Source organism: Cellulomonas wangleii (genome assembly GCF_018388445.1).
Lineage (GTDB): Bacteria > Actinomycetota > Actinomycetes > Actinomycetales > Cellulomonadaceae > Cellulomonas > Cellulomonas wangleii.
Genome location: NZ_CP074405.1, coordinates 3866371 through 3890533 on the forward strand (window position 1 = coordinate 3866371; position 24163 = coordinate 3890533).

The window sequence follows — 24163 nt, forward strand, 5'->3', positions numbered from 1 at the left end:
GGCGCGGCCCGATCGCGGCCCGGTCGCGGCCCGACCGGGACGGATCGCGCCGCGCCGACAGCACGACGGCCCGGCCGCCCACGCGGGCGACCGGGCCGTCGGCGCAGGTCAGGGAGTCGTCGTGCCGCCCTCGACCGGGGTACCGGCCGGGAACGCGGTGCCACCGGTCGCAGCGGTGCCGCGGTCGACCGGGGTCCCGCCCTCGACCTCGCCGCGCCAGGCACCGGTCTCGGTGCGGCGCGACTCGATGAACTCCTTGAACCGGTGCAGGTCCTTCTTCACCTGCCGGTCGTCGGCACCCACCGCGGCGCCGATCTTCTCCTTGAACGAGCCCGGCTCCCACTCGATGTGCGTCGTGATCCGCGTGGACCCGGGCCCGAGGGGCTCGAAGGTCACACGGCCGGAGTGCGTCGTGCCGTCGATGCTGCTCCACGCGACGACCACGTCCGGCTGCTGCTCACGGATCGCCGCGTCGAACTCACGCTCGACCCCCTGGATGTCGGTGACCCAGCGCGTCAGCGTGTCGCTGATCTGCTTGACCTCCTTGACGCCGTCCATGAAGTGCGGGAACTCCTCGAACTGCGTCCACTGGTCGTACGCCGTGCGGACCGGGACGTCGACGTCGATCGTCTCGTCGATCGTGGCCATGCCGTCTCCTCCTGCGGGTCGGGGATGGTGCGCCGACGACGCTACGGCGGGTTCGGTGGCAGCGCGCGCGGGGCCGGGACGTGAGGAGCCGGGACCGACGCGACGGTGCCCGCGCGGTCAGGCGGACGGCACCTGCGGGACCGGCACGGCCGCGAGGTCGGCCAGCGCGCGGGCGTACCCCGCGGCGTCACCCTCGCGCGCGGCGGTGCGCGCCGCGACCGTGGGCCCGTGCAGCGCGGCGCGGGTGCGCCGGCGCAGCGACCGCGCGCGGGCCTCGTCGCGGTCCTGCGGCGGCAGGGCGTCGAGCGCGGCCTCCAGGCCCCCGAGCACCCGGGTGCGCTGGGCCACCACGGCCGGGTCCCACTCGCGCACACGGCGGTCCGCCTCGAAGTCCCGGGCCGCCTGCAGCACCACCTCGCGCGCACGGCCGAGCGCCGCGTGCTCGGCGGGTGCGTGCTCGGCCACCGACTGCAGCGAGACCAGCGCGACACCCGGCAGCGACCGGACGTCCGGGTCCACGTCGTGCCGCAGCGCCAGGTCGACCACGGTGAGCGGGTGCGTCACGCCCCGGCGCGCCTCGGCCAGCGCCTCGACACCCAGCACCGGGCCGGCGGCACCCGAGCACGCCACGACGAGGTCGGTGCGCGCCAGCTCGTCGCGCAGGTCGGCACCGGCGGGCAGCGCCGCGACACCGCGCGCCGACGCGAACGGCCCCGCGCGGCCGCTCGGGGAGTACACGCGCACGTCGTGCACGCCGCGGGCCTTCAGGGCAGCCAGGCTCGCCCCGGCGTAGGAGCCGGTGCCCACGAGCACGCAGCGCACGGCCGCCCAGTCCGCACCGTCGTCGCCCTGCGGCAGGGTGGCGGCGGCCAGGTCGAGCGCGACCCCGACCACCGAGCGTCCGGTCGACCCGAGGCCGGTGGTGGCCTCGACGGCCCGTGAGGCCCGGGACGCCGCCTGGAACAGCGCCTCGAGCGTCGACGTCGTCGTGCCGTCGCTGCGGGCCGTGGTCAGCGCGCGCCGCACCTGCCCGGCGATCTCCCGCTCCCCCACCACCATCGACTCCAGGCCGGACGCGACCGCGAACAGGTGCTCCCCGGCGTCGGCCCCGACCAGCGGGCGCAGGTGCTCGACGACCTCGTCGACGTCGTACCCGGACCGCGCGGCCACCGCCTGCGCGACGGCGCGACGGGCACGGGAGGTGTGGGCGGTGTCGTCGACGTCCAGGTACAGCTCGAACCGGTTGCACGTCGCGAGCACGACGGCACCGGACACGGCGTTGGTCGCGGCGACGAGCTCACGCCCGACCGCGTGGACGTCGGACTGCAGACGCTCCAGGACGGTCAGGTCGAGGTCGTGGTGGCTCGCGACGAGCGACAGGAGCACCACGGGAACCGATTGAATCATCCTCAGAAATGTCCGGCACAATCGATCACGTGAGTCTTCCCCCACACCATCCTCTCGTCGACGGCCGCACCTCCGGTTCCGCACTCGTGCGCGCCTATTCCGGGGACCGCCCGGAGCGCCCGCCCGTGTGGTTCATGCGCCAGGCGGGACGGTCCCTGCCGGAGTACCGCGAGTCCCGCGCGGGCGTCGCGATGCTCGACGCGTGCCTGGACCCGGACCTGGCCGCCGAGATCACCCTGCAGCCCGTGCGCCGCCACGGCGTCGACGCCGCCGTGTTCTTCTCCGACATCGTGGTGCCCCTGCGCCTGGTCGGCGTGGACGTCGAGATCGTGCCCGGCACGGGCCCGGTCATCGCCTCGCCCGTGCGCACCGTGGACGACGTCGCCCGCCTGCGCGACCTGGGCCCGCTGGACGCCGAGCGCGTGGCACCGGTCGCCGAGGGCGTGGCGCGGACGGTGTCCCAGCTGGGCAGCACCCCGCTGGTCGGGTTCGCCGGGGCGCCGTTCACGCTGGCGGCGTACCTGGTCGAGGGCGGCCCGTCGCGCGACCACCTGGCGGCACGGCGCCTCATGCACGCCGACCCCGCCGCGTGGGCCGCGCTGATGGACTGGACGGCCGAGGTCACCGGTGCGTTCGTCGCAGCCCAGGTCACCGCCGGGGCGAGCGCCGCGCAGCTCTTCGACTCCTGGGCCGGCGCCCTCACCCTGGCCGACTACACGGCGCACTGCGCTCCCGCGTCGGCGCGGGTGCTGGCGCAGGCCGGTGCGCTGGGGGTGCGCACGGTGCACTTCGGCGTCGGGACCGGCGAGCTGCTCGTCGCCATGCGGGACGCCGGTGCGGACGTCATGGGCGTCGACTACCGGGTGCCGCTCGACGAGGCCTCGGCGCGGCTCGGCGGTCGCACACCGCTGCAGGGCAACGTCGACCCGGCCCTGCTGGCGGCGCCCTGGGAGGTCCTCGAGGCGCACGTGCGGGACGTGGTGCGCCGCGGGACCGCCGCGCCCGCGCACGTGGTGAACCTGGGCCACGGCGTGCCGCCGGACACCGACCCGACCGTGCTGACGCGGCTCGTGCAGCTGGTCCACTCGCTGTGACCGACGGCGGGTCGGGGCCGCTCACGGGGGCGCCGGCGTGGGAGGCCGTCGTCGTCGGGGCCGGGGTCGCGGGCCTGGTGGCGGCGCGTGAGCTGACGCGCGCGGGGCTGCGCACGCTCGTCCTCGACGAGCGTGACACCCCCGGCGGCGCGGTCCGCGGGCACGACGTCGCCGGGCTGCGGCTCGACGCGGGCGCCGAGTCCTACGCGACCCGCAACGGCTCCGTGGCGGCGCTGCTCGCCGACCTGGGGCTCGCCGAGGACGTCGTCGCACCCGAGCCGCGCGGCGCGTGGACGCACCTGACCAGCGGTGACGGGCCACTGCCGCGCACGGGTCTGCTGGGCGTCCCCGCGTACCCGCTGACGCCCGACGTGCGGCGGACGCTGGGGACGGCCGGGGCGCTGCGGGCGGCGCTGGACCTGGTGCTGCCGGCACGGGTGGGGGCGCGGGCCACGACCCTGGGCGGGCTCGTGCGCGCGCGCATGGGTCGCGCCGTGGTGACGCGGCTGGTGCACCCCGTGGTCGGCGGCGTGCACGCTGCCGACCCGGACGACCTGGCCGTCGATGCGGCCGCACCGGGTCTGCGCGAGGCCCGGGCCGCCGCCGGGGGCTCGCTGGCACGTGCGGTGCGTCGCCTGCGGGCGTCCGCGCCGGCCGGCAGCGCGGTCGAGGGCGTCGCCGGCGGGGTGCACCGCCTGGTCGACGCGCTGGTCGCCGACGTGACCGCGCACGGCGGCGTGGTGCTCACCGGCACGCGCGCGGAGTCGGTGACGCGGGCGGCGGACGGCACGCTGGTCGTCGGGACGCAGGACCGGCACCGCCCGCCCCGGCCGTCACGCGACCTGCGCACCCAGCGCCTGGCGGTCGCGACGCCCGGTGCCGCGCGCGTGCTGGACGGGCTGGACGGGGCCGACCTGCGGGACGTGCGGCTCGACGACGGCGCCCCCGTCACCCTGGTCACGCTGGTGCTCGACGCGCCCGCGCTGGACGCCGCACCGCGCGGCACCGGGGTGCTGGTGGGGCCGGGCGTGGACGACGTGCGGGCCAAGGCGCTGACCCACGCGACGGCCAAGTGGGCCTGGGTGGCCGACGCCGCCGGGCCGGGCCGGCACGTGGTGCGCCTGTCCTACGGCCGTGCGGGCGGCACGCCGGCCGACGGCGCGGACGGCCGGGACCACGGGGCGACGACGCCGGACCGGGACGCGCTGCCGGACGGCCCCGCCCTGGTGGACCTCGCGCTGCGCGACGCCACGACCCTGCTCGGCGTGCCCCTGGGTCGCGCGCAGCTGCGCGGGTCGGCGGTGGTGCGGTGGACGCAGTCGCTGCCCCGGCCGAGCGCCGCGCACCGGGCGGCGGTCGCCGCGGTGCGGGCGGCCGCGGCGGGCATGCCGGGCGTCGCCGTGTGCGGTGCGTGGGCGGCGGGCAACGGGCTGGCGTCGGTGGTCCCGGACGCGCGCGCCGCGGCGGCGGCGCTGCTGGCGGAGGCGCCGGTCGAGCCGTCGACCGAACCGTCGCCGGAGCCGCCGACCGAGCCGCCGACCGAGGCGCCGACGGGCGTCGAGGACGACGCCGTCGTGGACGGCACCGACCCCTCGCCGTCGGCCCCCACCCCACCGGACGCGGCGTGATGACGACCTGTCAGAAATAGCGCGGAGAAATGGCGTGCGTCACATTCTGAGCAGCACCTCGGAAACGTTCTGACGAATTGTCAGAACGGCGCCCGGACGGAATTCCACGGGGACCTGCGGAGGGGCACCGACGAGCTCGCCATTTCGACATCCGCACGCGCGACGACGACACTGGGCGCATGCCTCAGCAGGTCCGTGTCGGCACGCGCGCGAGCGCCCTGGCCCTCACGCAGACGGGTCACGTCGCCGACGCGCTCGCCGCCCTCGGCGGCCTCGCCGTCGAGACGGTGCGCGTGCGCACCCAGGGCGACCGCGTCCGCGCGTCCCTGGCCACCATCGGCGGCACCGGCGTCTTCGTCACCGCCCTGCGCGACGCGCTGCTCGACGGCCGCTGCGACGTGGCCGTGCACTCGCTCAAGGACCTGCCCACGGTCCCCGCGGACGGGCTGGTCATCGCCGCGGTCCCCCCGCGGCAAGACCCGCGCGACGCCCTGTGCGCCCGCGACGGCCTCACGCTGGCGACGCTGCCGGCGGGTGCGCGCGTGGGCACCGGGTCCCCGCGGCGCGCCGCGCAGCTGCGTGCGCTGCGCCCCGACCTCGACGTGGTCGACATCCGCGGCAACGTCGGCACCCGGCTGGGGCGCGTCCGCGGGCTCGACCCGACCACCCACGCCACCGGCGCGCACATCGGCGCCGAGGCGCCGCACCCCGGCGTCGCCACCGACGCACCCCGCGGCGACCTCGACGCGGTGGTCCTGGCCGCGGCCGGGCTGGCGCGGCTCGGACGCCTCGACGCCGTGAGCGAGACCCTCGATCCCGACGTCCTGGCGCCCGCGCCGGGGCAGGGCGCGCTGGCCGTGGAGGTCCGGGCCGCGGACGCCGGCGGCGACACCGCGCTGGCCGCCGCGCTGCGTGCGCTGGACCACACCCCCACCCGCCGGGCGGTCGTCGCCGAGCGCGCCGTGCTGGCGCGCCTGGAGGCCGGGTGCGCCGCACCCATCGGCGCCTGGGGACGGCTCGACGAGACGACGGGCACCCTCGTGCTCGACGCCGTCGTGGCCGCACCCGACGGCTCGCGCGTCCTGCGCCTCGCCGCCCGCGGCCCGGCCGACGACGACGCGGCGGCCGACGCCCTCGGTCGGCGGCTGGCCGAGGACCTCCTGGACGCCGGCGCCACCGACCTCGCACCCCTCGGCCCGGTGCGATGACGGCCGACGGCCCGACCCCGGCCCGCCCCGCGGCCGACGCGCCGAGGGGTGCGGCCGCCGCCGGTGCCCTCGACGGGTGGCGCGTGCTGGTCCCCCGGCCCCCGCTCGACCCCGCCCCTGCGGCCGGTGCGTCCGCCGCGGGCCACCCGGACACCCCCGACGCGCTCGCCCCCGCCGTCAGCCCGGCGGCGATCGCGCTGCGCGCCGCGGGCGCCGAGCCCGTGGTCGTCCCCCTCGTCCGCACGCAACCCGTCGACGACCAGGGCCCCCTCGACGACGCCCTGCTCGCCCTCGGCGCCGGCTGGTACCCGTGGCTCGCGGTGACCAGCCAGGCCGCCGTCGCCGTGCTGGCCGACCGCGCCGCCGCCCACGACGACGGTCTCGCGGCCCTGGTCGCGCGCGGCGGCGCCCGGGTCGCCGCGGTGGGCCCGGGCACGGCGCGCGCGCTGCGGGCCCTGGGCGTGCGCGTCGACGTCGTCCCCCCGGTGCGCTCCACCGCGGCGGACCTGGTCGTCGCGCTGCTGGCCGCGGCCGCCGGCGCACCGCCGCTGCGCCCCGGTGACGCCCCGACCGGCCCCCGCGTCCTGTTCCCCCGCGGGGACCTGGCCGCCGGCACGCTGGCGGACGGGCTGCGGGCCGCAGGGTGGGCCGTCGACGACCTCGTCGTGTACCGGACCACCCCCGCCGGTCCGCCCGACGCGGCCGTCGCGCGCGCCTGGGCCGACGGCGACGTCCACGCGGCCCTGCTCACGTCCGCCAGCAGCGTGCGGGCCCTGCTCGACCACCTCGGCACGCCGCCGCCCGCCACCCGCGTCGTCGTCATCGGCCCCAGCACCGCCGACGAGGCCCGCCGCCGCGGGCTGCGCGTCGACGCGGTCGCGGACCAGCAGACCCTCGCCGGCCTCGTCGACGCGCTCACCCGCCACGTGGTGGGCACCGGCGCGACGCCCGGCGCCGTCCCCCCGTCCGCACCCGTCACCCCCACGGAGGACACCCCGTGACGACCCCCACCCCCGGCCGGCTGCGTCCCCGCCGGACCCGCCGCACGCCGGCGATGCGTCGGCTGACCGCGCAGACCCGCCTGCACCCGGCCGACCTCGTGCTGCCGCTGTTCGTCCGCGAGGGTCTCGACGCCCCGCGGCCGATCACCTCGATGCCGGGCGTGCAGCAGCACACGCGCGACTCGCTGCGCCGCGAGGCGACCCGCGCGGCCGAGGCGGGCCTGGGCGGCGTCATGCTCTTCGGCGTCCCCGCGCACCGCGATGCGCTCGGCACGGGCGCCACGGACCCGGACGGCGTGCTCAACGTCGCGATCGCCGACGTCGTGGCGGAGGTCGGTGACGCCCTGGTCGTGCAGGCGGACCTGTGCCTGGACGAGTTCACCGACCACGGGCACTGCGGCGTGCTGACCCCGCAGGGGGTCGTCGACAACGACGCGACGCTCGAGCGGTACGCCGCGATGGCGCTCGCGCAGGCCGAGGCGGGCGCCCACCTGCTCGGGCTCAGCGGCATGATGGACGGCCAGACCGCGGCCGTGCGTGACGCGCTGGACACCGCCGGGCACCACGAGGTGGCCGTGCTGGCCTACGCGGCGAAGTACGCGTCCGCGTTCTACGGGCCGTTCCGCGAGGCCGTCGAGTCGCAGCTCGACGGTGACCGCCGCACGTACCAGATGGACCCCGCCAACCGCCGCGAGGCGGCGCGCGAGGTCGCCACCGACATCGCCGAGGGCGCGGACGTCGTCATGGTGAAGCCCGCGATGTCCTACCTCGACGTGCTCGCGGACGTCGCGGCGACGGCGACGGTGCCCGTATGGGCGTACCAGGTGTCCGGCGAGTACGCGATGATCGAGGCGGCGTCCGCGCAGGGGTGGATCGGCCGTCGGGGTGCTGTCACGGAGTCCGTGCTCAGCATCCGCCGGGCCGGTGCCGATGCCGTCCTGACGTACTGGGCGACGGAGCTGGCCGGCTGGCTGGCAGAGGAGCGGTGATGACGCAGGTGGAGGACGACGTCGCAGGTGGTCCCGCCCCCGCGGACGGCCCGACCTGGACCGCCAGCAGCACGGAGGCGTTCGCGCACGCCACGGCGGTGATCCCCGGCGGGGTGAACTCGCCCGTGCGCGCGTTCGGGTCCGTCGGCGGCACGCCGCGGTTCCTGGCCTCGGCGCGCGGTGCGTACGTGACGGACGTGGAGGGCCGCGACTACGTGGACCTCGTCGGGTCGTGGGGGCCGGCGCTCGTCGGCCACGCGCACCCGCAGGTGGTCGAGGCGGTGCAGCAGGCGGCCGCGCGCGGTCTGGGCTTCGGCGCCCCGACGACGACCGAGGTCGAGCTGGTCGACGAGATCCGTGACCGCGTGCCGGTGGCGGAGCGGGTGCGGCTGGTCTCGACCGGCACCGAGGCGACGATGACGGCGCTGCGCCTGGCGCGCGCGTGGACGGGCCGCGACAAGGTCGTGAAGTTCGCCGGCTGCTACCACGGGCACGTGGACGCGCTGCTCGCGCAGGCCGGCTCGGGCGTCGCGACGCTCGCGCTGCCCGGGTCCGCGGGCGTCACCGCCGCGGTCGCGGCCGAGACGATCGTCGTGCCCTACAACGACCTCGAGGCGCTGCAGGCCGCCTTCGACGAGCACGGGTCGTCCATCGCCGCCGTCATCACCGAGGCCGCGCCGGCCAACATGGGCGTCGTCCCGCCGCTGCCCGGCTTCAACCGTGAGCTGCGCCGCATCACCCAGCACCACGACGCCGTGATGATCCAGGACGAGGTGCTCACCGGGTTCCGTGTCGGCCGTGCTGGCTGGTGGGGCCTGGAGGGTGCCTCCGAGCAGTGGGCGCCGGACCTGCTGACGTTCGGCAAGGTCATCGGCGGCGGGCTGCCCGTGGCCGCGGTCGCCGGACGCGCGGACATCATGGAGCAGCTCGCGCCGCTCGGGCCCGTCTACCAGGCCGGGACCCTCTCGGGGAACCCGGTGGCCACCACGGCCGGCCTGGCGACGCTGCGGCTGGCCGACGCCGAGGTGTACGCGCGGGTCGACGCCGCGTCCGCGCACCTGCGCCGGGCCGTGACGGGCGCACTGGCCGAGGCCGGTGTGCCGCACGCCCTGCAGTGGGCGGGCAGCCTGTTCAGCATCGTGTTCGGCGAGCGGGCCGCGACCGAGGGCGCGCGCGACTACGCCGCGGTCCAGGCGTCGGAGCACTGGCGGTACGCACCGTTCTTCCACGCGCTGCTCGACGCGGGCGTGCTGGCTCCCCCGTCGGCGTTCGAGGCGTGGTTCGTCTCGGCCGCGCACGACGAGTCGGTGCTGGACCGCGTGCTGGAGGCGCTGCCGGCGGCGGCACAGGCCGCGGCCACCGCCGACCGTCCGGAGTGACCCACCCGCGCTGAGGCGTCCACGTCCTCAGGCCCCGGGACGCACGAGACCGGGCTCAGGTCGCTCACCGCAGTCGATGAGCGACCTGAGCCCGGTCTCGTGGCGGGTCCGTCCGGCGTGTGCGCCGGCGACGGTGGGACGAGGTCAGCGGGTCGGCGGTGCCGGGTCGGCGTCGGCCGCGGCGAGGGCGGGCTCGACACTCGCCGGCTCGGCGCCCGGCCCGGCCGCGCCGTGGTCCACCGCGACGATGTCACCGCGCCCGGCGGCCAGGTCGTGGCGGTACGCCCGGACCGACCACGTGATCGCGGCGATCCACACGAGCGCGATCGCGCCGAGCACGAGGCGCTCGGTCGGGGTGTCGCCCACGCCGACCCAGTCGGAGCGCAGCAGCGTGCGGGTGTTGGTCAGGACGATGACGCCGCCGACCGCGGACCCGAGCACGCGGCCCGGGACCTTGCGGACCAGCCACGCGGCGAGGGGTGCGGCGATGAGCCCACCGACGAGCAGCGCGGCGACCCACGTGAAGTCGATGCCCTGCGAGCCGATGGCGAGCAGGAAGCCGAGGCTCGCGGCGATCGCGACAAGGAACTCCGAGGTGTCGATCGACCCGACCACCTTGCGCGGCTCGAGCCGGCCGCTGGCGAGCAGCGCGGGCGTGCCGACCGGCCCCCAGCCGCCGCCGCCGGTCGCGTCGACGAAGCCGGCGACCAGCCCGAGCGGTGCGAGGAACCGCGAGCGCAGGGGCAGGTGCAGGCGGTCGGTGCGCAGGCCCTTGAGCGTGAACCGGACGAGCAGGTAGACGCCGAGGCCGAGCAGGATCAGGGACATCACCGGCTTGGCGGCGTCGGTGGACAGGTTCGACAGGACCGTCGCCCCGGCGAACGCCCCGATCGCACCGGGTACGCCGACCCGCAGGACGACCTTCCAGTCGACGTTGCCGAACTTCCAGTGCGAGACGCCCGACGCGAGCGTCGTGCCGATCTCGGCGAGGTGGACCGTCGCGGACGCGGCGGCCGGGTTGGTGCCGATGGCCAGCAGCAGCGTCGTGGACGTCACGCCGTAGGCCATGCCCAGGCTTCCGTCGACGAGCTGGGCGGCGAGCCCGACGAGGGCGAGCAGGACGATCGCGGGCACGGGGACCACCTCGGGAGCGGCCCGGCGGAGCGCCGGGGTGGGATCGGACGTATCGGACGTGCTGCGTACCAGCCCGATAATTCCGACCCGAGTGCTCGGGTTACAAGACCCATCCGCATCGCGAGACGACGTCTCGTAGCGCGGACGTCGCGTCGGGCCGCATTCTGCCCAGGGCCCCGTCAGGGGTTCTGCCAGGCGTCCTCACGGGCGGCGAGCCGGTGGACCGACTCGGGCAGGTCGCGGCGCACCACGTCGGCCAGCGTCACGACGTCGAGCACGTCGCGCACCGAGGTCCGCAGCGCGACCCAGACCTCGAGCAGCGCGGTCGCCGAGCCCTCGTACGTCAGCCCCGGGGGACGCACGTCACGCACCGTGACCAACGGGCCGTCGACGGCCCGGATGACGTCCGCGAGCGTGATCTCCTCGGCCGGCCGCGCCAGCAGGTAGCCACCGGCCCGCCCGCGCACGCTCGTCACGATGCCGCCGCGGCGCAGGTCGCCCATGATCCGCTCGAGGAAGCTGGTGGGGATGTCCTGGCCCGCGGCGAGCGCGTCGCTCGTGACGGACTCACCGCCCGGCCTGCTCGCCAGCTCGGCGCACGCCCGCACCGCATAGTCCGCCTTCGCCGAGACCCGCATGGCGCGATTCTGCCCCGGGACGGCGGCCGGGCGGGGCAGCACCGGTCGCGCGGTCGGGTGAGAGCGGTCGACGGGCGTGCCGTCGGCGGGACGGACCCGACGGGAATACCCCCCAGGGGTACCGTGTTGGGGTGCACGTGACGACGACACCGACCGACACGCAGGCGACGGCCCCCACGGCCCCGCACCCCGCGGACGTCGACGCACCCGCGACCCCCGGGGAGACCGGGTCACCGGTGCACGGGTACACGCCCGCCAAGGACGAGTACCTGCGCCGGCTGCGCCGCGTCGAGGGCCAGGTGCGCGGGATCGCCCGCATGGTCGACGAGGACGTGTACTGCATCGACGTCCTCACGCAGATCGCGGCGGTGACCAAGGCCCTGCAGGCCGTGGGCATCGGCCTGGTCGAGGACCACCTGAGCCACTGCGTCGTCGACGCGGCCCGCCAGTCCCCCGAGGAGGGCGCCGCCAAGGTCCGCGAGGCGTCCGCCGCCATCGCACGGCTCGTCCGCAGCTGAAGCCCCCGGCCGCCCGTCACCCCACCAGGACGGACGGCCCCACCCCACCGGCCGCCCGGCCGCTCGCCGCACACCCGCGCGGGCCCCCGCCGCACCGGACCACCGAGGTCGAAGGAGCACCACCATGAGCACCACCACCTTCCGGGTCGACGGCATGACGTGCGGGCACTGCGTGAACGCCGTGACCGAGGAGCTGTCCGCGCTGCCCGGCGTCACCGGCGTCGACGTCGAGCTCGTCACCGGCGGCTCGTCCCCCGTGACCGTCACGTCCGACGCACCGCTCGACCCCGCGGCGGTGGACGCCGCCGTGGCCGAGGCCGGGTACGCCGTCACACCCACCCGGTCGCTGCTGTGAGTGCCCCCGCGGCCCGGGGGCCCGCTGCGCCCGACGGCGTCGCGGCCGCCGCCATCGACCTGGCGATCGAGGGAATGACGTGCGCGTCGTGCGTCGCGCGCGTGGAGAAGCGGCTCAACCGCGTGCCGGGTGCCAGCGCGACGGTGAACCTCGCCCTGGAGACCGCGCACGTCGACGTCGCACCGACGGACGACGCCCCGGCGCCGACCGTCGACGACCTGGTCGCCGCCGTGCGCGCGGCCGGGTACGACGCCCACCCCGTGGTGCGGCCGGGCACGACGCACGGCGGCACCGGCCACCCGTCCGGCGACCACGCGGACCACCCCGAGCACGGCGACCACGCAGGCCACGACGAGGTCGCGCACGCCCTGTCCGGCATGCAGCACGCCGGCATGGAGCACGACCCCGACGACGACACCTCCGCGCCGGACGACACCCGCGGCGCGGACCTGCGCCGCCGGCTGCGCGTGGCCGCGGTGCTGACCGTGCCCGTCCTCGTGCTGAGCATGGTCCCCGCGACGCAGTTCCGCGGCTGGCAGTGGCTGGTCGCGGCCCTCGCGCTGCCGGTGGCCACGTGGGCGGCCTGGCCGTTCCACCGGGCGGCCTACCGCGCCGCACGCCATGGGGCGTCGACCATGGACACGCTCGTGTCCATCGGTGTCGTCGCGGCGACCGCCTGGTCGCTGTGGGCGCTGCTGCTGGGCGGCGCGGGCGAGCTCGGGATGCGCATGACCCCGACGCTGTTCCCCGCCGCCGACGCGGGCCACGGCGGGGGCATGCCGGAGCTCTACTTCGAGGTCGCGGCCGTCGTCACCACGTTCCTGCTGGCCGGCCGGTACGCCGAGCACCGGTCGCGGCGCCGGGCGGGCGACGCGTTGCGCGCGCTGCTCGACCTGGGCGCGAAGGACGTCGCGCTGCTGGTCACCGGCCCGGACGGGCGGCGCGTCGAGCGCCGCGTGCCGGTCGGCACCCTGGGCGTCGGCGACGAGTTCGCCGTGCGCCCGGGCGAGAAGGTCGCCACGGACGGCGTCGTGGTGTCCGGCAGCAGCGCGGTCGACACGTCGCTGCTGACCGGTGAGCCCGTGCCCGTCGACGTCGGGCCGGGCGACGAGGTCACCGGCGCGACCGTCAACACGTCCGGCCACCTGGTGGTCCGGGCCACGCGCGTGGGCGAGGAGACCCGGCTGGCGCAGATCGGGCGGCTGGTCGCGCACGCGCAGACCGGCAAGGCGCCCGTGCAGCGGCTGGCCGACCGGATCTCGGCCGTCTTCGTGCCCGTCGTGCTGGTCATCGCCGTGGGCACGCTGCTCGTGTGGCTCGCGACCGGCGGCGGCGTGCAGGCGGCGTTCACCGCGGCGGTCGCCGTGCTGATCATCGCGTGCCCCTGCGCCCTGGGGCTGGCCACGCCGACCGCCCTGCTGGTCGGCACGGGGCGCGGCGCGCAGCTCGGCATCCTCATCAAGGGTCCGGAGATCCTCGAGCAGACGCGGCGCGTCGACACCGTCGTGCTCGACAAGACGGGCACGGTCACGGCCGGCCGCATGGCCCTGGTCGACGTCGTGCCCGCGGCGGGTGAGGAGGCGGCCGAGGTCCGTCGGCTCGCCGCCGCCGTCGAGCGGCTCGCGGAGCACCCGATCGCCCGGGCGATCGCGGACGCCCCCACTGGGGTTGCCGGGGAGGTGGCCGGGGACACGGTGGGTGCCGACATCGTGGGTGCCGACACCGTGGGTGCCGACGGCGTGGCCGTCGGGGCCGACGAGGTGCGGGAGTTCCGCGCCGACGCCGGCCGCGGCGTCAGCGGCGTGGTCCGCACCGCGCACAGCGGGGTAGGGCTCGCGCGCCGCGTGCTGGTGGGCCGGCTCGGCTGGCTCGACGAGCAGGGCGTGCGCACCGCCGACGTGGCCGACGCGGTCGCCGCGGCGGAGGCGGACGGTGCGACGGCGGTCGTCGCCGCGTGGGACGGCCGCGCCCGCGGTGTCCTGGTGCTGCGGGACCCGGTGAAGCCGACGTCGGTGCAGGCCGTGCGCGACCTGCGTGCGCTCGGCCTGCGCCCGGTGCTGCTGACGGGCGACAACCGGGGCGCTGCCCTGGCGACGGCCCGTGCGGTCGGCATCGCCGAGGAGGACGTCGTCGCGCAGGTGCTCCCGGACGAGAAGGTCGCGGCGGTCGAGCGGCTGCAGGCCGGCGGCGCGCGCGTCGCGATGGTCGGTGACGGCGTCAACGACGCCGCGGCCCTCGCCACGGCCGACCTGGGGCTGGCCATGGGCACCGGCACGGACGTCGCCATCGAGGCGGCGGACCTCACGCTGGTGCGCGGGGACCTCGCGTCGGCGCCGCAGGCGATCCGGCTGTCGCGGCGCACGCTGCGGATCATCCGGCAGAACCTGTTCTGGGCGTTCGCGTACAACGTCGCGGCGATCCCGCTCGCTGCCCTCGGCCTGCTCAACCCCATGATCGCGGGCGCCGCCATGGCGTTCTCGTCGGTCCTGGTGGTGACCAACTCGCTGCGGCTGCGCCGGTTCGCCTGACCGGGCGCCCGAGGGACCCCACGACGGGCGGTCGGGTGGTAAAGTGCTATCACTTTGATAGCGCACCAGCGCTTCGTCGTCCCCTGGAGGTCACCATGCCCGACACCGCACCGCCGCAGGACTCCGTCGGGGGGGACCCGAGCGGTCGCCCGGTCGGGCACGACGGCGCCCGGGTGGACGTCGTCGAGCGCGACGCCTGGGCGCTCGGCCCCGGCCCGGCGGCGTTCGTGGCCCTGCTGGCACTGACCGGGCTCGCCGCCTCGATCCCGCTGTTCATCGTCGCCGACATCACCGGGCAGAACTGGTACGGCGTCCTGGGCATCGCCACCCTCGTCCTCGGGGTGGTGCTGCTCACCTCCATCGCCGTCATCAGCCCCGGGCAGACCCGCGTGGTGCAGTTCTTCGGCCGCTACATCGGCACCATCCGGCGCACCGGCCTCGTCCTCACCGTGCCGCTGACGTTCCGCAAGAACGTGTCGGTGCGCGTGCGCAACTTCGAGACCAACGAGCTCAAGGTCAACGACGCGGACGGCAACCCGATCAACATCGCGGCCATCGTCGTCTGGCAGGTCGCCGACACCGCCAAGGCCACGTTCGCGGTCGAGGACTACGCCGACTTCGTGCGCGTGCAGTCCGAGTCCGCGCTGCGCCACGTCGCGATGTCGCACCCGTACGACCACGCGGACGACGGCGAGAACTCGCTGCGCGGTGCCACCGACGTCGTCTCCGCGGAGATCGCGGCCGAGGTCGCGGCCCGCGTCGTCATCGCCGGCCTCGAGGTCATCGAGGCGCGCATCTCCAACCTCGCGTACGCCCCGGAGATCGCCCAGGCCATGCTGCAGCGCCAGCAGGCAGGCGCGATCATCGCCGCCCGCGAGCGCATCGTCGAGGGTGCGGTGTCGATGGTCGAGGGCGCACTGGGTCGGCTCGAGGCGGACGGTCTGGTCACGCTGGACGACGACCGCCGGGCCGCGATGGTGTCCAACCTGCTGGTCGTGCTGTGCGGCGAGTCCCGCGCGACACCCGTCATCAACACCGGGTCGCTCTACGCGTGACGGTCGACGAGCCCGCGGGGGCGCAGGGGCGCGAGGCCCCGGACGGCGAGCAGAGGGCTGCGCCGACCGGGGCCGGACCGGCCCCTGGCCCACCCGGGGTGGGGGGCGACGACGGCGCGCGTCCGGCCCGTCGCGAGCGGCGCCAGGTGCTGCTGCGGCTCGACCCCGCGGTGCACGACGCGCTGGCCAAGTGGGCAGCGGACGACCTGCGCAGCGTCAACGCGCAGATCGACCTGCTGCTGCGCCGCGCGCTGCAGGACGCCGGACGCATGCCGGACGCGGCCGGCGCCCCGCCGCGCCGCGGGCGGCCGCGCTCGACGCCGTGACGCGGCGCCGACGCCCCGGGCGAGGGGCGTCGGCGCGGCAGCCGTCAGCGGAAACGACGCCCCTCGTCCGAGCGGACGGCGGCGACGGCGAGCGCCGCGAGGACGGCCGTCCAGGCGAGCAGCACCGGCAGCGCCGCCGGGCTGCCCTCGACACCCGTGGTGACCTGCACGATGAGGTCGCGCGCGGCCCGCGACGGCAGGGCCTGCGAGATCGCGTCGAGCCAGCCGGGGAAGACCTCGGGCGGCATGAAGACCCCGCCGGCGAACGCGAGCGGGAACAGCACGCACTGCGTGACGGCCAGCGCCGCCTTGGTCGACATGGAGAACCCGATCGCCATGCCGAGCAGCGTGAACGGCACCGCGACGCCCGCGACCATGGCCACGGCACCGAGCGCGCGCGCGGGCGTCAGCGTCGCCGACGTGAGCAGCACCCCGATGAGCACCAGCGGCACGAGCGCGAGGTACGCCCACAGCAGCCCGTTGAGGACGCGCCCGGCGAGCCGCGGGCCGGGCCGCGCGGGCAGCGTGCGGACGAACGTGTCGAACGGCTGCGCCCGGTCCTCCGCGACGCCCGCGCCGTGCGTGAACATGCAGGCCGACATGATGGCGAAGGTCCCGAGCTGCGCGATCGCCGCGGTCGACGCCAGGGGGTCGGCCATGATCGCGCCCTGCGGCACGACGAAGAACAGCAGCGCCAGGCCGGGGAAGAGCATGTTGCCGATGACCGCGAGCGGCACGCGCACGGTCTCGAGGAACTGGTAGCGGGTGTGCAGCCACGCGAGCGACGCCCAGGGGCGCAGCGCCGGGGCCGGCACGGCCGCGCGGGTCGTCGTGCTCATCGGGCCACCTCCGGGAGGGCGGGTGCGGCGGCCGCGGCGGCCGGCGCGGGTGCGTCGGGCGGGACGGCGGCGTCGCGCGTCGTGAGGGACAGGAAGGCCTCCTCGAGGGACGCGCCGCGCACCTCGAGGTCGGCGAACGGCACGCCCGCGGTGACGAGCGCGCGCACGGCGGCGTCGGCGTCGGACGCGACGAGGGTGACCCGCGTGCCTCCCGGGACCTCGCTGGTCCCGGTCACCTCGTGCACGCCCGGCAGCGCGGCGAGGCCGGCGACCGGGCCGGCGACGGTGAGCGTCACCCGCCGGACGGCGACCAGGTCGAGGACGTGCGGCAGGGTGTCGTCGGCCAGCACCCGCCCGCTCCCGACGACCACGACGCGCTGGGCCAGCGCCTCGATCTCCTCGAGGTAGTGGCTGGTGACGATGACCGTGGCGCCGTCGGCGTGGTAGTCGCGCAGCGCCTGCCACAGCACGTGCCGCGCCTCGACGTCGAGGCCGGTGGTCGGCTCGTCGAGGAGCACGAGGCGCGGGCGGCCGACGAGGGACAGCCCGACGGCGAGCCGGCGCTTCTGCCCGCCGGACAGCGCACCGGTCTGCCGGTCGGCCAGCTCGGTGAGGCCGAACCGTGCCATGACCTCGTCGCGGGGCATGGGGTCGGCGAAGTGCCCGGCGACGAAGTCGATGACCTCACGGACCTTCAGCGTCTCCGGCAGGCCCGTCTCCTGCGGCGTGGTGCCGAGCGAGGTGCGCGCGGCGGGGTCGCGGGGGTCGGCGCCGAAGAGGCGGACGGTGCCCTCGTCCGGGGTGCGCAGCCCGGCGACCAGCGACAGCAGGGTCGTCTTGCCGGCGCCGTTGGGGCCCAGCAGGCCGACGATCTCGCCCGCGTCGACACGCAGGCTGACGTCGTCGAGCGCGGTGACGGCGCCGAAGCGCCGCGTGACGTGCTCGACGAGCACGGGGGGTGGGGTGTCGGTGCTCATTCCTGCGCTCCTTTGAGCAGCTCCGTGAGGGTCTGCGTGTACCGCTCGAACGCGAGCCGTCCGGCGGGGGTCAGCTCCACGTACGTCGCCGGGGTCCGGCCGACGTGCGTCTTGGTCTGGGTGACGTACCCGGCGTCCTCGAGGCGCCGCAGGTGCGTGGACAGGTTCCCGGCGGTCATGTCGAGCAGCTTCTGCAGCCGGGGGAAGGAGACCCGGTCGCCGCGGTCGAGGGCGGCGAGGGTGGCGACGACCCGCAGCCGGGACGCCGAGTGGATGACGGGGTCGAGATCGACCTCGCTCATGCGCGCCGCCGTCGCACCGCGGCCAGGCCCGCGCCGACGAGCATCCCGCCGCCGCCGGCCACCGACATGACGAGGTAGCCGGCGGGCATGGCGACCAGGCCGGCGGCCGCCGCGGTGACGATCATCCAGCCGCCGAGGACGTACATCGACACCTCGCGCCACAATGCGCCCCCGGCCATGTAGAGCAGGCCGACGACCAGGCAGGCGACCCCGTTGGCGACGACGGTGACGACCACCGGGCTCGCGTCGGCGCGCACGACGCCCGCGACGAGCAGGCCCTGGCCGACGAACCCCAGCATCCAGGCCCAGCCGTACATCGCACCGACCTGGCGGCTGGTGCCGGCGAGCCCGTGGGTGGCCCGCGTGACGTGGACGAGCGTGACCACGAGCCCGGCGATCGCCAGCACGCCGAACACGAGGCCGCCGACTCCGGTGGCCGTGCGGGTGGGCGACGTGGTGGCGGTCCACCACTGCGCGCCGTAGCCCAGGAGCCAGGCGACGCCCCAGACGCCGAAGAGCACGCGGTCGTCGACGTCGGAGTCGCGCACGCGGCGCTGCTGGGCGGCGACGATCGCGAGCCCCTCGCGGGGGTCGGGCGGGGTGTCGTCGTCGGGTGCGTCCGGCGCGGCGGACCTCCGCGCGTCGTCGTTCGAGTTTGTCATGCAAACCACTTTGCACCTGCGGGCGCTCTGCGGTCAAGACCCGCTCTCGTGCGGGTGCGTGGCCGGGACGGCCGGGCCGGGACACACCCCGGGGCCGGCCGGGCCGGCCGGGCGCACGGCACGTAGCCTGCGGGCATGGGACGTGCGGTCGGGGGGCGCGGGGGCGCGCGCGAGGACGACGGGCGCGGCAGCGCCGCCGGAGCCGTCGACGGGCTGCCCGACGCCGCGCCACCCCCCGGAGAGCGCGCCGTCGCCCGGCGGTTCACGGCCGAGATCTGGATCGTGCTGGGCCTGTCGCTCGGGAAGTCGGCGGTCTACGCCGTCGTCTCGCTCATCGCCAAGCTCACCGCGGGCCCTCCCCTGGCGAGCCAGACCACCACGCTCAACGCCAGCCGGTCGCCGCGCCCCTACCTCGACCTGACCTACCAGCTGCTGTCCATCGGGTTCGCGCTGCTGCCCGTCGCGCTCGCGCTGTACCTGCTGTCGGCCAACGGTCGCTCCGCGGTGCGGCGCATCGGGCTCGACCGCACGCGACCGTGGCGGGACCTGGGCATCGGCGTGGGGCTCGCGGCGCTCATCGGCATCCCCGGCCTCGGCCTCTACGTGGCCGGTCGCGCGCTCGGCATCACGGTCGAGGTGCAGGCCGCGGCGCTCAACGCGGCCTGGTGGACCGTGCCCGTGCTCATCCTCTCGGCGCTGCAGAACGCCCTGCTCGAGGAGGTCGTCGCGGTCGGCTACCTCATGGAGCGCCTGCGCGACCTGCGGTGGCGGACGCCGGCGATCATCGCCGCCAGCGCGCTGCTGCGCGGCTCGTACCACCTGTACCAGGGGTGGGGGCCGTTCGTCGGCAACGTGGTCATGGGCGTCGTCTTCGCCGAGTACTACCGGCGCCGACGACGCGTCATGCCCCTGGTCGTCGCGCACACGGCGCTCGACGTCGTCGCGTTCGTGGGCTACGCGCTGCTGCCCGAGGAGTGGCTCGAGGCCATCGGCGTCACCTGACGCCCCGCACCGCGGGGCTCACGGCACAGCGGGGGTCACGGCACTGCGGGGCTCACGGCACCGCGGGACGGCCGAGGTCCTTGACCATCTGCCGCACCGCGAACCCGCTGACCAGGTTCATGGCGCCGCCGACGAACGCGAACAGGCCCAGCAGGACGCCGAACACCGCGAGCGAGCCCTGCGGCCGGGCGATGAGCAGCACCGCAAACAGCGTGCTGACCAGCCCGAACGCAAGCGGCCAGTGCCAGCCGGGGTCGCGGTAGCGGGACAGCGCCACCGCTCCGATGATCGAGACGATGCCGAGCACGAGCAGCCAGGCGGCGAGCAGGAAGAACAGCACGCGCACGGTGGGGCCGGGCCACAGCACCACGACCGCGCCGACGGCGACGCCGGCGAGACCCTCGACCACCCACCACGTCCAGCCCGGGACGCCGCGGTCGAGCAGTCCCTGCACGACCAGCAGCACGCCGTCGACGATGGCGAAGATCCCGAAGAGCCAGACGATCGCCTCGAGCGACGCGGCGGGCTGGGCCATGAGCAGCAGCCCGAGCACCAGCAGCAGCACGCCGCGCACGACCGGCAGCCACCACACCTTGCGCACCGTCCGCACGACCTGCGCGGTGACGTCGTCGACCATCGTGACCTCCTCACGGAGCCCTGCGGCCCGGGGACGGGTGGCGCGGTCGGTGACCACGCGGCGGCACCCCCGGGCCGAAGGTAGCGCGGTCGGCCGCACGGGGCGCGCCGGGCGCCCCGTGCGACGCGGTCAGTCCTCGCGGCGCCGCCCGCCGTAGCGGCGGTGGACGGCCTGCTTGCTGACCCCGAGCATCACGGCGATCGCCGCCCACGGGACGCCGGCGGCGCGGGCGCGGCGCACGGCGACGGCCTCGCGGCGGTCGACCTCACGGCGCAGCCGCGACAGCGCCAGCAGCGCGCCGAGCGGGTCGTCGTCCTCGGCGCGGGCGACCAGAGCGGTCATGTCGGCCTCCTCCTCGGTCATGCGTGGTCCTCCGTCGACGTCCTGACGTCAACATATGTTGACGCGCCCAGCGTGCGACGTCAACACCTGTTGACCCCGTGGGCGGAGAGACGGCCGCACAGGACCCGCCGCAAGGTGGACGAGCGCCGTGCGGCACGCTGCCTAGACTCGCCATCATGTCGACCTCGCCGCCGCGCGCACCGGACGGTGCCGGCGACGACCCCCGACCAGTGTCCGCAGCACCGTCGGCCACGGCACCCGGTGCCGCACCCCCCGACCCCTCGCCCGACGGCGAGGTCCGCGCCGTCCGCTCACCGGTCGACGTGCTGGACGTCCGCCCCCCGCGGGTGCACCGCCCGGTCGACCTGCTCGGCGCCACGCTGTCCACGGTGATCGCCGTGATCGTCGTCGTGCTGGCGACGTACGCGCAGAACACCACCACGGGCGTGGCCGAGGACGTCCAGGGGTTCGCGACCCTGCTGCGCCGCATCCTGTTCGTGCCCGTCAACGTGCTCGTCGGGTTCACCACCGTCGTCGTGCCGATCGCCGTGCTGACGGAGCTCGCCCTGCGACGCCTCGGCCGCCAGCTGCTGCAGGCCGTGCTGGCCGCGATCGGCGCGCTCCTGCTCGTCGCCGCCCTGTACTGGACGTTCGACACCTTCGGCTCCGAGGGCCTGCGCCACGGACTGTCCGTGCGGCTGGGCGGGGTGTGGCAGCTGACCATCCCCGAGTACGCCGCCATGCTGACGGCCCTGCTCACCGTCGCCGGCCCCCGCAGCCGGCGACGCAGCGTCGCCTGGTCGTGGAACCTGCTGTGGGTGACCACCGGCGTCGTGCTCATCACGGCGGCCGTGTCCCTCGCCGGGATCGGCCTGGCGCTGCTCGTGGGCCGCACCGCCGGGCTGCTGGGTCGCTACGTGGGCGGCGTGGACCCCGAGCGCGCCTACGCCCGCACCCTCCTCGCCGGCATCCGCCGCGCCGGCGTCGAGCCCGCCACCGTCACCCGCGTGCCCGACCCTGCCCTGCTGGGCGACCGCACCACCGCGACCGTCGAGGGGCTCGCCCGCCTGCCGCAGGGCACGCCCGCCCAGCGGGCGCTCGTGCGCGCCGCCGGCGACCGGCTCTACGACGTGACCACCGACGACGGGCGCCACCTGGACCTGCTGGTGTTCGACGGCGACCGTCAGGTGGTCGGCATGATCACCCGGCTGTGGCGCTCGCTGCGCCTGCGCGGCCTGGAGGGCCGGTCCGCCCTGTCGCTGCGGCAGGCCACCGAGCGCGCGGCACTGCTCTCCTACGCCGCGAGCGCCGCCGGCGTGCGGACCCCGCAGCTGCTGAGCATCGCCGAGGCGGAGGACTCGATGCTCCTGCTGCAGGAGAGCACCGGGTCCGCGGTGCCCCTGTCCGACCTCGACGCCGACGACGTCGACGACGACGTGCTGCACGCCATCTGGGCCCAGCTGCAGCTCGGCCACGCCGCGGGCATCGCCCACCGTGCGCTCACGTCCGACGCCATCCTCGTCGAGCGGGGACCCACGGGACCGCGCGTGTGGCTGACGGCGTGGGAGCAGGGCGACGTCGCCTCCTCCGAGCTCGCGCGCCGCATGGACACCACCCAGATGATCGCCCTCCTGGCCCTGCGCGTCGGCGCGGAGCGTGCCGTCGGCTCGGCCGCCGAGGTGCTGCCCGACGGCGACATCGAGGCCATCGGCCCGCTGCTGCAGACCGTGGCCCTGCCGCGACGCACCCGCGACGAGATGCGCGCCCACAAGGAGGTGCTGGCCGAGCTGCGCTCCGCGCTCGTCGCACGCCTGCCCGAGGCCGACGTCCACCCCGAGCAGCTCGTCCGGTTCGGCGCCCGCACGCTGTTCACCATCGTGCTGACGATCGTCGCGGTGTTCGCCGTGCTCACGGCCGTCAACGTCGCGGAGATCGGCCCCGTGCTGGCCGCCAGCGACTGGAGGTACTCGGCCCTCGCAGCGGCCCTCGGCATGGTGACCCTCCTCGGGGCCGGTCTCGCGTTCGTCGCGTTCTCCCCCGTGAGGCTGCCGGTGTGGCGCGCCACGCTGGTGCAGACGGCCGCCACGTTCGTGGCCCTCGCGGCGCCCGCGGGCATCGGACCGGCGGCGCTCAACCTGCGGATGCTCACCCGCCGCGGCGTCAGCACGACCCTGGCCGGCGCCACGGTCGCCCTGGTGCAGGTGAGCCAGTTCATCACCACGCTGCTGCTGCTCCTGGTCCTCACCGTGACGTCGGGCGTGCACTCGCCGTCCTCGTTCTCCGTGTCACCGACCATGCTGGTGGCGCTCGCCGTCCTCGCGGCCCTGGTCGGCATCGCCCTGCTGTTCCCCCAGGTGCGCGCGTGGGTGCAGCGACGGGTGGGGCCGACCATGCGCCAGACCCTGCCGCGCCTCATCGAGGTGCTCGGGCAGCCGTGGCGGCTCGCCCTCGCGCTGGGCGGCAACGTCCTCATGACGATGGGGTACGTGCTCGCGTTCGACGCCGCGCTGGCCGCGCTGGGGCAGCACGCCTCGCTGGTGCAGGTCGCGCTCGTGTACCTCACCGGCAACACCGCCGGCGCGGTCATCCCCACGCCCGGCGGCATCGGCACCGTCGAGTCCGCGCTGGGCCTCGGCCTCTACACCATCACCGGCATCAACGCCGGTGTCGCCACCACGGTCGCCCTGCTGTTCCGCCTGCTGACGTTCTGGCTGCGGATCCCGTTCGGCTGGATGGCGATGCGGTACCTCACGCGCGTCGGCGAGCTCTGACGGCAGACCGAGGCCCCGCCGTCCGGGGGGAGGACGACGGGGCCGCGGGGTGGTGCGTCGAGGGGTGTGACGTCGTCAGGCCGCCAGCGCGTCGCGCTGAGCGGGGACGCTCACCGTGGCCTCCAGGCGCGCGGCGATGGCCGCCCACCGGGCGACGGGCAGGACCTGGGGGCGAACCTCGTGCGGCTCTGCGGCGGAGTTGCGCTGGTCCATGACGGAACCCTTCGTTCGGTAGCCCGGCTGACCTCGTGGGTCCCGTGGCTTTGCGTCCCCTCCTTGCAGAGGGTTTGCCGTTTCGCTGACAAGTCCGACATTAGACGGCTCTCACGTGCAGCGGTAGTGGTTCGAGTCACTCGTCCTGGACAGGAGCCCAATTCACCCGCTCGGCGGAGCATCGCGCGCCCCGCGGCGGGCGTGTCGGCGCGACGCGGCGCTGACCTGCGCCCGTCCGGGTGATGCGGGCACCCCGGCAGCACGACGCCCCCGGGACCGACGTCGGTCCCGGGGGCGTCGAAAGGGTGCGGAGCACCCGCTCACGCTGGCGAAAGATCAGCGGAAGGCGTCCTTGACGTTCTCGCCGGCCTGCTTGAGGTTGGCGGAGGACTGGTCCGCGCGGCCCTCGGCCTCGCGCTCCTCGTCGCCGGTCGCCTTGCCGACCGCCTCCTTGGCCTTGCCCTCGGCCTGCTGCGCGGAGTTCTTGATCTTGTCGTCGAGACCCATGAT

Annotated in this window: 25 protein-coding genes and 1 riboswitch; of the genes, 13 read left to right on the plus strand and 12 right to left on the minus strand. The window is 76.0% G+C overall.

The features are described 5' to 3' along the window. Nucleotides 1–108 precede the first annotated feature (108 nt). Entirely contained in the window at nucleotides 109–648 is a 540-nt protein-coding gene (locus KG103_RS17655; protein ID WP_207339778.1) for an SRPBCC family protein, read from the minus strand. A 117-nt stretch (nucleotides 649–765) separates the two neighbouring features. Next, entirely contained in the window at nucleotides 766–2055 is a 1290-nt protein-coding gene (locus KG103_RS17660) for a glutamyl-tRNA reductase (protein ID WP_207799999.1), read from the minus strand. An 8-nt stretch (nucleotides 2056–2063) separates the two neighbouring features. On the opposite strand from KG103_RS17660, the gene hemE reads away from it, so the two are divergent. The 6 genes from hemE to hemL all read left to right on the plus strand — a co-directional run bounded on the left by hemE (nucleotide 2064) and on the right by hemL (nucleotide 9354). Next, entirely contained in the window at nucleotides 2064–3149 is a 1086-nt protein-coding gene (gene hemE, locus KG103_RS17665; RefSeq protein ID WP_207339779.1) for a uroporphyrinogen decarboxylase, read from the plus strand. Continuing rightward, entirely contained in the window at nucleotides 3146–4777 is a 1632-nt protein-coding gene (locus KG103_RS17670; RefSeq protein ID WP_207339780.1) for a protoporphyrinogen/coproporphyrinogen oxidase, read from the plus strand. Before hemE ends, KG103_RS17670 begins: the two co-directional genes overlap by 4 nt. 179 nt (nucleotides 4778–4956) lie before the next feature. Further along, a complete protein-coding gene (gene hemC / locus KG103_RS17675) occupies nucleotides 4957–5985 on the plus strand; it encodes a hydroxymethylbilane synthase (RefSeq protein WP_207339781.1) in 1029 nt (342 codons plus the stop codon). Further along, nucleotides 5982–6986 (plus strand): uroporphyrinogen-III synthase, encoded by a 1005-nt coding sequence (locus KG103_RS17680; protein WP_207339782.1) that lies wholly within the window; start codon nucleotides 5982–5984, stop codon nucleotides 6984–6986. The genes hemC and KG103_RS17680 overlap by 4 nt, the downstream gene beginning before the upstream one ends. After that, nucleotides 6983–7975 (plus strand): porphobilinogen synthase, encoded by a 993-nt coding sequence (hemB, locus tag KG103_RS17685; RefSeq protein ID WP_207339783.1) that lies wholly within the window; start codon nucleotides 6983–6985, stop codon nucleotides 7973–7975. The genes KG103_RS17680 and hemB overlap by 4 nt, the downstream gene beginning before the upstream one ends. After that, entirely contained in the window at nucleotides 7975–9354 is a 1380-nt protein-coding gene (gene hemL / locus KG103_RS17690; protein WP_207339784.1) for a glutamate-1-semialdehyde 2,1-aminomutase, read from the plus strand. Before hemB ends, hemL begins: the two co-directional genes overlap by 1 nt. A 144-nt stretch (nucleotides 9355–9498) precedes the next feature. On the opposite strand, the gene KG103_RS17695 is transcribed toward hemL, so the two are convergent. Further along, nucleotides 9499–10488, minus strand: coding sequence for a sulfite exporter TauE/SafE family protein (locus KG103_RS17695; protein ID WP_207339785.1), 990 nt, complete (start codon nucleotides 10486–10488; stop codon nucleotides 9499–9501). A gap of 179 nt (nucleotides 10489–10667) precedes the next feature. Further along, a complete protein-coding gene (locus KG103_RS17700; RefSeq protein ID WP_207339786.1) occupies nucleotides 10668–11126 on the minus strand; it encodes an RrF2 family transcriptional regulator in 459 nt (152 codons plus the stop codon). 137 nt (nucleotides 11127–11263) lie between these two features. Between KG103_RS17700 and KG103_RS17705 the strand changes: the two genes are divergently transcribed. The 5 genes from KG103_RS17705 (at nucleotide 11264) to KG103_RS17725 (ending at nucleotide 15908) form a co-directional block, all read left to right on the plus strand. Next, nucleotides 11264–11644 (plus strand): metal-sensitive transcriptional regulator, encoded by a 381-nt coding sequence (locus KG103_RS17705; RefSeq protein ID WP_372434861.1) that lies wholly within the window; start codon nucleotides 11264–11266, stop codon nucleotides 11642–11644. 124 nt (nucleotides 11645–11768) lie between these two features. Next, entirely contained in the window at nucleotides 11769–11999 is a 231-nt protein-coding gene (locus tag KG103_RS17710; RefSeq protein WP_207339787.1) for a heavy-metal-associated domain-containing protein, read from the plus strand. Further along, nucleotides 11996–14527, plus strand: coding sequence for a heavy metal translocating P-type ATPase (locus tag KG103_RS17715; protein ID WP_256439595.1), 2532 nt, complete (start codon nucleotides 11996–11998; stop codon nucleotides 14525–14527). The genes KG103_RS17710 and KG103_RS17715 overlap by 4 nt, the downstream gene beginning before the upstream one ends. Nucleotides 14528–14622: 95 nt before the next feature. Further along, entirely contained in the window at nucleotides 14623–15582 is a 960-nt protein-coding gene (locus tag KG103_RS17720; protein WP_207339788.1) for an SPFH domain-containing protein, read from the plus strand. Further along, complete coding sequence (locus KG103_RS17725; RefSeq protein ID WP_207800104.1) at nucleotides 15579–15908, plus strand: hypothetical protein; 330 nt, start codon at nucleotides 15579–15581, stop codon at nucleotides 15906–15908. Before KG103_RS17720 ends, KG103_RS17725 begins: the two co-directional genes overlap by 4 nt. A gap of 44 nt (nucleotides 15909–15952) precedes the next feature. On the opposite strand, the gene KG103_RS17730 is transcribed toward KG103_RS17725, so the two are convergent. The 4 genes from KG103_RS17730 to KG103_RS17745 are packed head-to-tail and all read right to left on the minus strand — an operon-like array spanning nucleotide 15953 to nucleotide 18688. Then, nucleotides 15953–16747, minus strand: a complete 795-nt coding sequence (locus KG103_RS17730; protein WP_207339789.1) for an ABC transporter permease — start codon at nucleotides 16745–16747, stop codon at nucleotides 15953–15955. Then, complete coding sequence (locus KG103_RS17735; RefSeq protein WP_207339790.1) at nucleotides 16744–17724, minus strand: ABC transporter ATP-binding protein; 981 nt, start codon at nucleotides 17722–17724, stop codon at nucleotides 16744–16746. The genes KG103_RS17730 and KG103_RS17735 overlap by 4 nt, the downstream gene beginning before the upstream one ends. After that, nucleotides 17721–18026 carry a transcriptional regulator gene (locus KG103_RS17740; RefSeq protein WP_207339791.1) on the minus strand — a complete coding sequence of 102 codons (306 nt, stop codon included), beginning with the start codon at nucleotides 18024–18026 and terminating at the stop codon, nucleotides 17721–17723. The genes KG103_RS17735 and KG103_RS17740 overlap by 4 nt, the downstream gene beginning before the upstream one ends. Continuing rightward, a complete protein-coding gene (locus KG103_RS17745) occupies nucleotides 18023–18688 on the minus strand; it encodes a hypothetical protein (protein ID WP_207339792.1) in 666 nt (221 codons plus the stop codon). Before KG103_RS17745 ends, KG103_RS17740 begins: the two co-directional genes overlap by 4 nt. A gap of 135 nt (nucleotides 18689–18823) precedes the next feature. On the opposite strand from KG103_RS17745, the gene KG103_RS17750 reads away from it, so the two are divergent. Continuing rightward, entirely contained in the window at nucleotides 18824–19690 is an 867-nt protein-coding gene (locus tag KG103_RS17750; RefSeq protein WP_207339793.1) for a CPBP family intramembrane glutamic endopeptidase, read from the plus strand. A 52-nt stretch (nucleotides 19691–19742) separates the two neighbouring features. On the opposite strand, the gene KG103_RS17755 is transcribed toward KG103_RS17750, so the two are convergent. Together KG103_RS17755 and KG103_RS17760 are read right to left on the minus strand one after the other, a co-directional pair. Further along, nucleotides 19743–20384, minus strand: coding sequence for an HdeD family acid-resistance protein (locus tag KG103_RS17755; RefSeq protein ID WP_249670656.1), 642 nt, complete (start codon nucleotides 20382–20384; stop codon nucleotides 19743–19745). 72 nt (nucleotides 20385–20456) lie between these two features. Further along, nucleotides 20457–20690 carry a hypothetical protein gene (locus tag KG103_RS17760; protein ID WP_242635187.1) on the minus strand — a complete coding sequence of 78 codons (234 nt, stop codon included), beginning with the start codon at nucleotides 20688–20690 and terminating at the stop codon, nucleotides 20457–20459. Between the two features lie 155 nt (nucleotides 20691–20845). Here KG103_RS17760 and KG103_RS17765 point away from each other — a divergent pair, with 155 nt between their 5' ends. Continuing rightward, a complete protein-coding gene (locus KG103_RS17765; RefSeq protein WP_207339794.1) occupies nucleotides 20846–23440 on the plus strand; it encodes a lysylphosphatidylglycerol synthase transmembrane domain-containing protein in 2595 nt (864 codons plus the stop codon). Nucleotides 23441–23515: 75 nt separating this feature from the next. Here KG103_RS17765 and KG103_RS17770 read toward each other — a convergent pair whose 3' ends face one another. Next, nucleotides 23516–23653: a hypothetical protein gene (locus KG103_RS17770; protein ID WP_177199542.1), complete on the minus strand. Its 138-nt coding sequence runs from the start codon at nucleotides 23651–23653 to the stop codon at nucleotides 23516–23518. A gap of 14 nt (nucleotides 23654–23667) precedes the next feature. Beyond that, nucleotides 23668–23742, minus strand: a riboswitch (cyclic di-GMP riboswitch). 247 nt (nucleotides 23743–23989) lie between these two features. Then, nucleotides 23990–24160, minus strand: coding sequence for a CsbD family protein (locus KG103_RS17775; RefSeq protein ID WP_089797534.1), 171 nt, complete (start codon nucleotides 24158–24160; stop codon nucleotides 23990–23992). Nucleotides 24161–24163 lie beyond the last annotated feature (3 nt).

Bases quoted from the DNA above. Each gene is read 5' to 3' on its own strand.
- hemL (WP_207339784.1), top strand. From the start codon at position 7,975: ATGACGCAGGTGGAGGACGACGTCGCAGGTGGTCCCGCCCCCGCGGAC.
- KG103_RS17775 (WP_089797534.1), bottom strand. From the start codon at position 24,160: ATGGGTCTCGACGACAAGATCAAGAACTCCGCGCAGCAGGCCGAGGGC.
- KG103_RS17680 (WP_207339782.1), top strand. From the start codon at position 5,982: ATGACGGCCGACGGCCCGACCCCGGCCCGCCCCGCGGCCGACGCGCCG.
- KG103_RS17730 (WP_207339789.1), bottom strand. From the start codon at position 16,747: ATGAGCACGACGACCCGCGCGGCCGTGCCGGCCCCGGCGCTGCGCCCC.
- KG103_RS17745 (WP_207339792.1), bottom strand. From the start codon at position 18,688: ATGACAAACTCGAACGACGACGCGCGGAGGTCCGCCGCGCCGGACGCA.
- KG103_RS17740 (WP_207339791.1), bottom strand. From the start codon at position 18,026: ATGAGCGAGGTCGATCTCGACCCCGTCATCCACTCGGCGTCCCGGCTG.
- KG103_RS17770 (WP_177199542.1), bottom strand. From the start codon at position 23,653: ATGGACCAGCGCAACTCCGCCGCAGAGCCGCACGAGGTTCGCCCCCAG.
- KG103_RS17660 (WP_207799999.1), bottom strand. From the start codon at position 2,055: ATGATTCAATCGGTTCCCGTGGTGCTCCTGTCGCTCGTCGCGAGCCAC.
- KG103_RS17655 (WP_207339778.1), bottom strand. From the start codon at position 648: ATGGCCACGATCGACGAGACGATCGACGTCGACGTCCCGGTCCGCACG.
- KG103_RS17700 (WP_207339786.1), bottom strand. From the start codon at position 11,126: ATGCGGGTCTCGGCGAAGGCGGACTATGCGGTGCGGGCGTGCGCCGAG.
- KG103_RS17750 (WP_207339793.1), top strand. From the start codon at position 18,824: ATGGGACGTGCGGTCGGGGGGCGCGGGGGCGCGCGCGAGGACGACGGG.
- KG103_RS17720 (WP_207339788.1), top strand. From the start codon at position 14,623: ATGCCCGACACCGCACCGCCGCAGGACTCCGTCGGGGGGGACCCGAGC.
- hemC (WP_207339781.1), top strand. From the start codon at position 4,957: ATGCCTCAGCAGGTCCGTGTCGGCACGCGCGCGAGCGCCCTGGCCCTC.
- KG103_RS17765 (WP_207339794.1), top strand. From the start codon at position 20,846: ATGTCGACCTCGCCGCCGCGCGCACCGGACGGTGCCGGCGACGACCCC.
- KG103_RS17760 (WP_242635187.1), bottom strand. From the start codon at position 20,690: ATGACCGAGGAGGAGGCCGACATGACCGCTCTGGTCGCCCGCGCCGAG.
- hemE (WP_207339779.1), top strand. From the start codon at position 2,064: ATGTCCGGCACAATCGATCACGTGAGTCTTCCCCCACACCATCCTCTC.
- KG103_RS17735 (WP_207339790.1), bottom strand. From the start codon at position 17,724: ATGAGCACCGACACCCCACCCCCCGTGCTCGTCGAGCACGTCACGCGG.
- KG103_RS17710 (WP_207339787.1), top strand. From the start codon at position 11,769: ATGAGCACCACCACCTTCCGGGTCGACGGCATGACGTGCGGGCACTGC.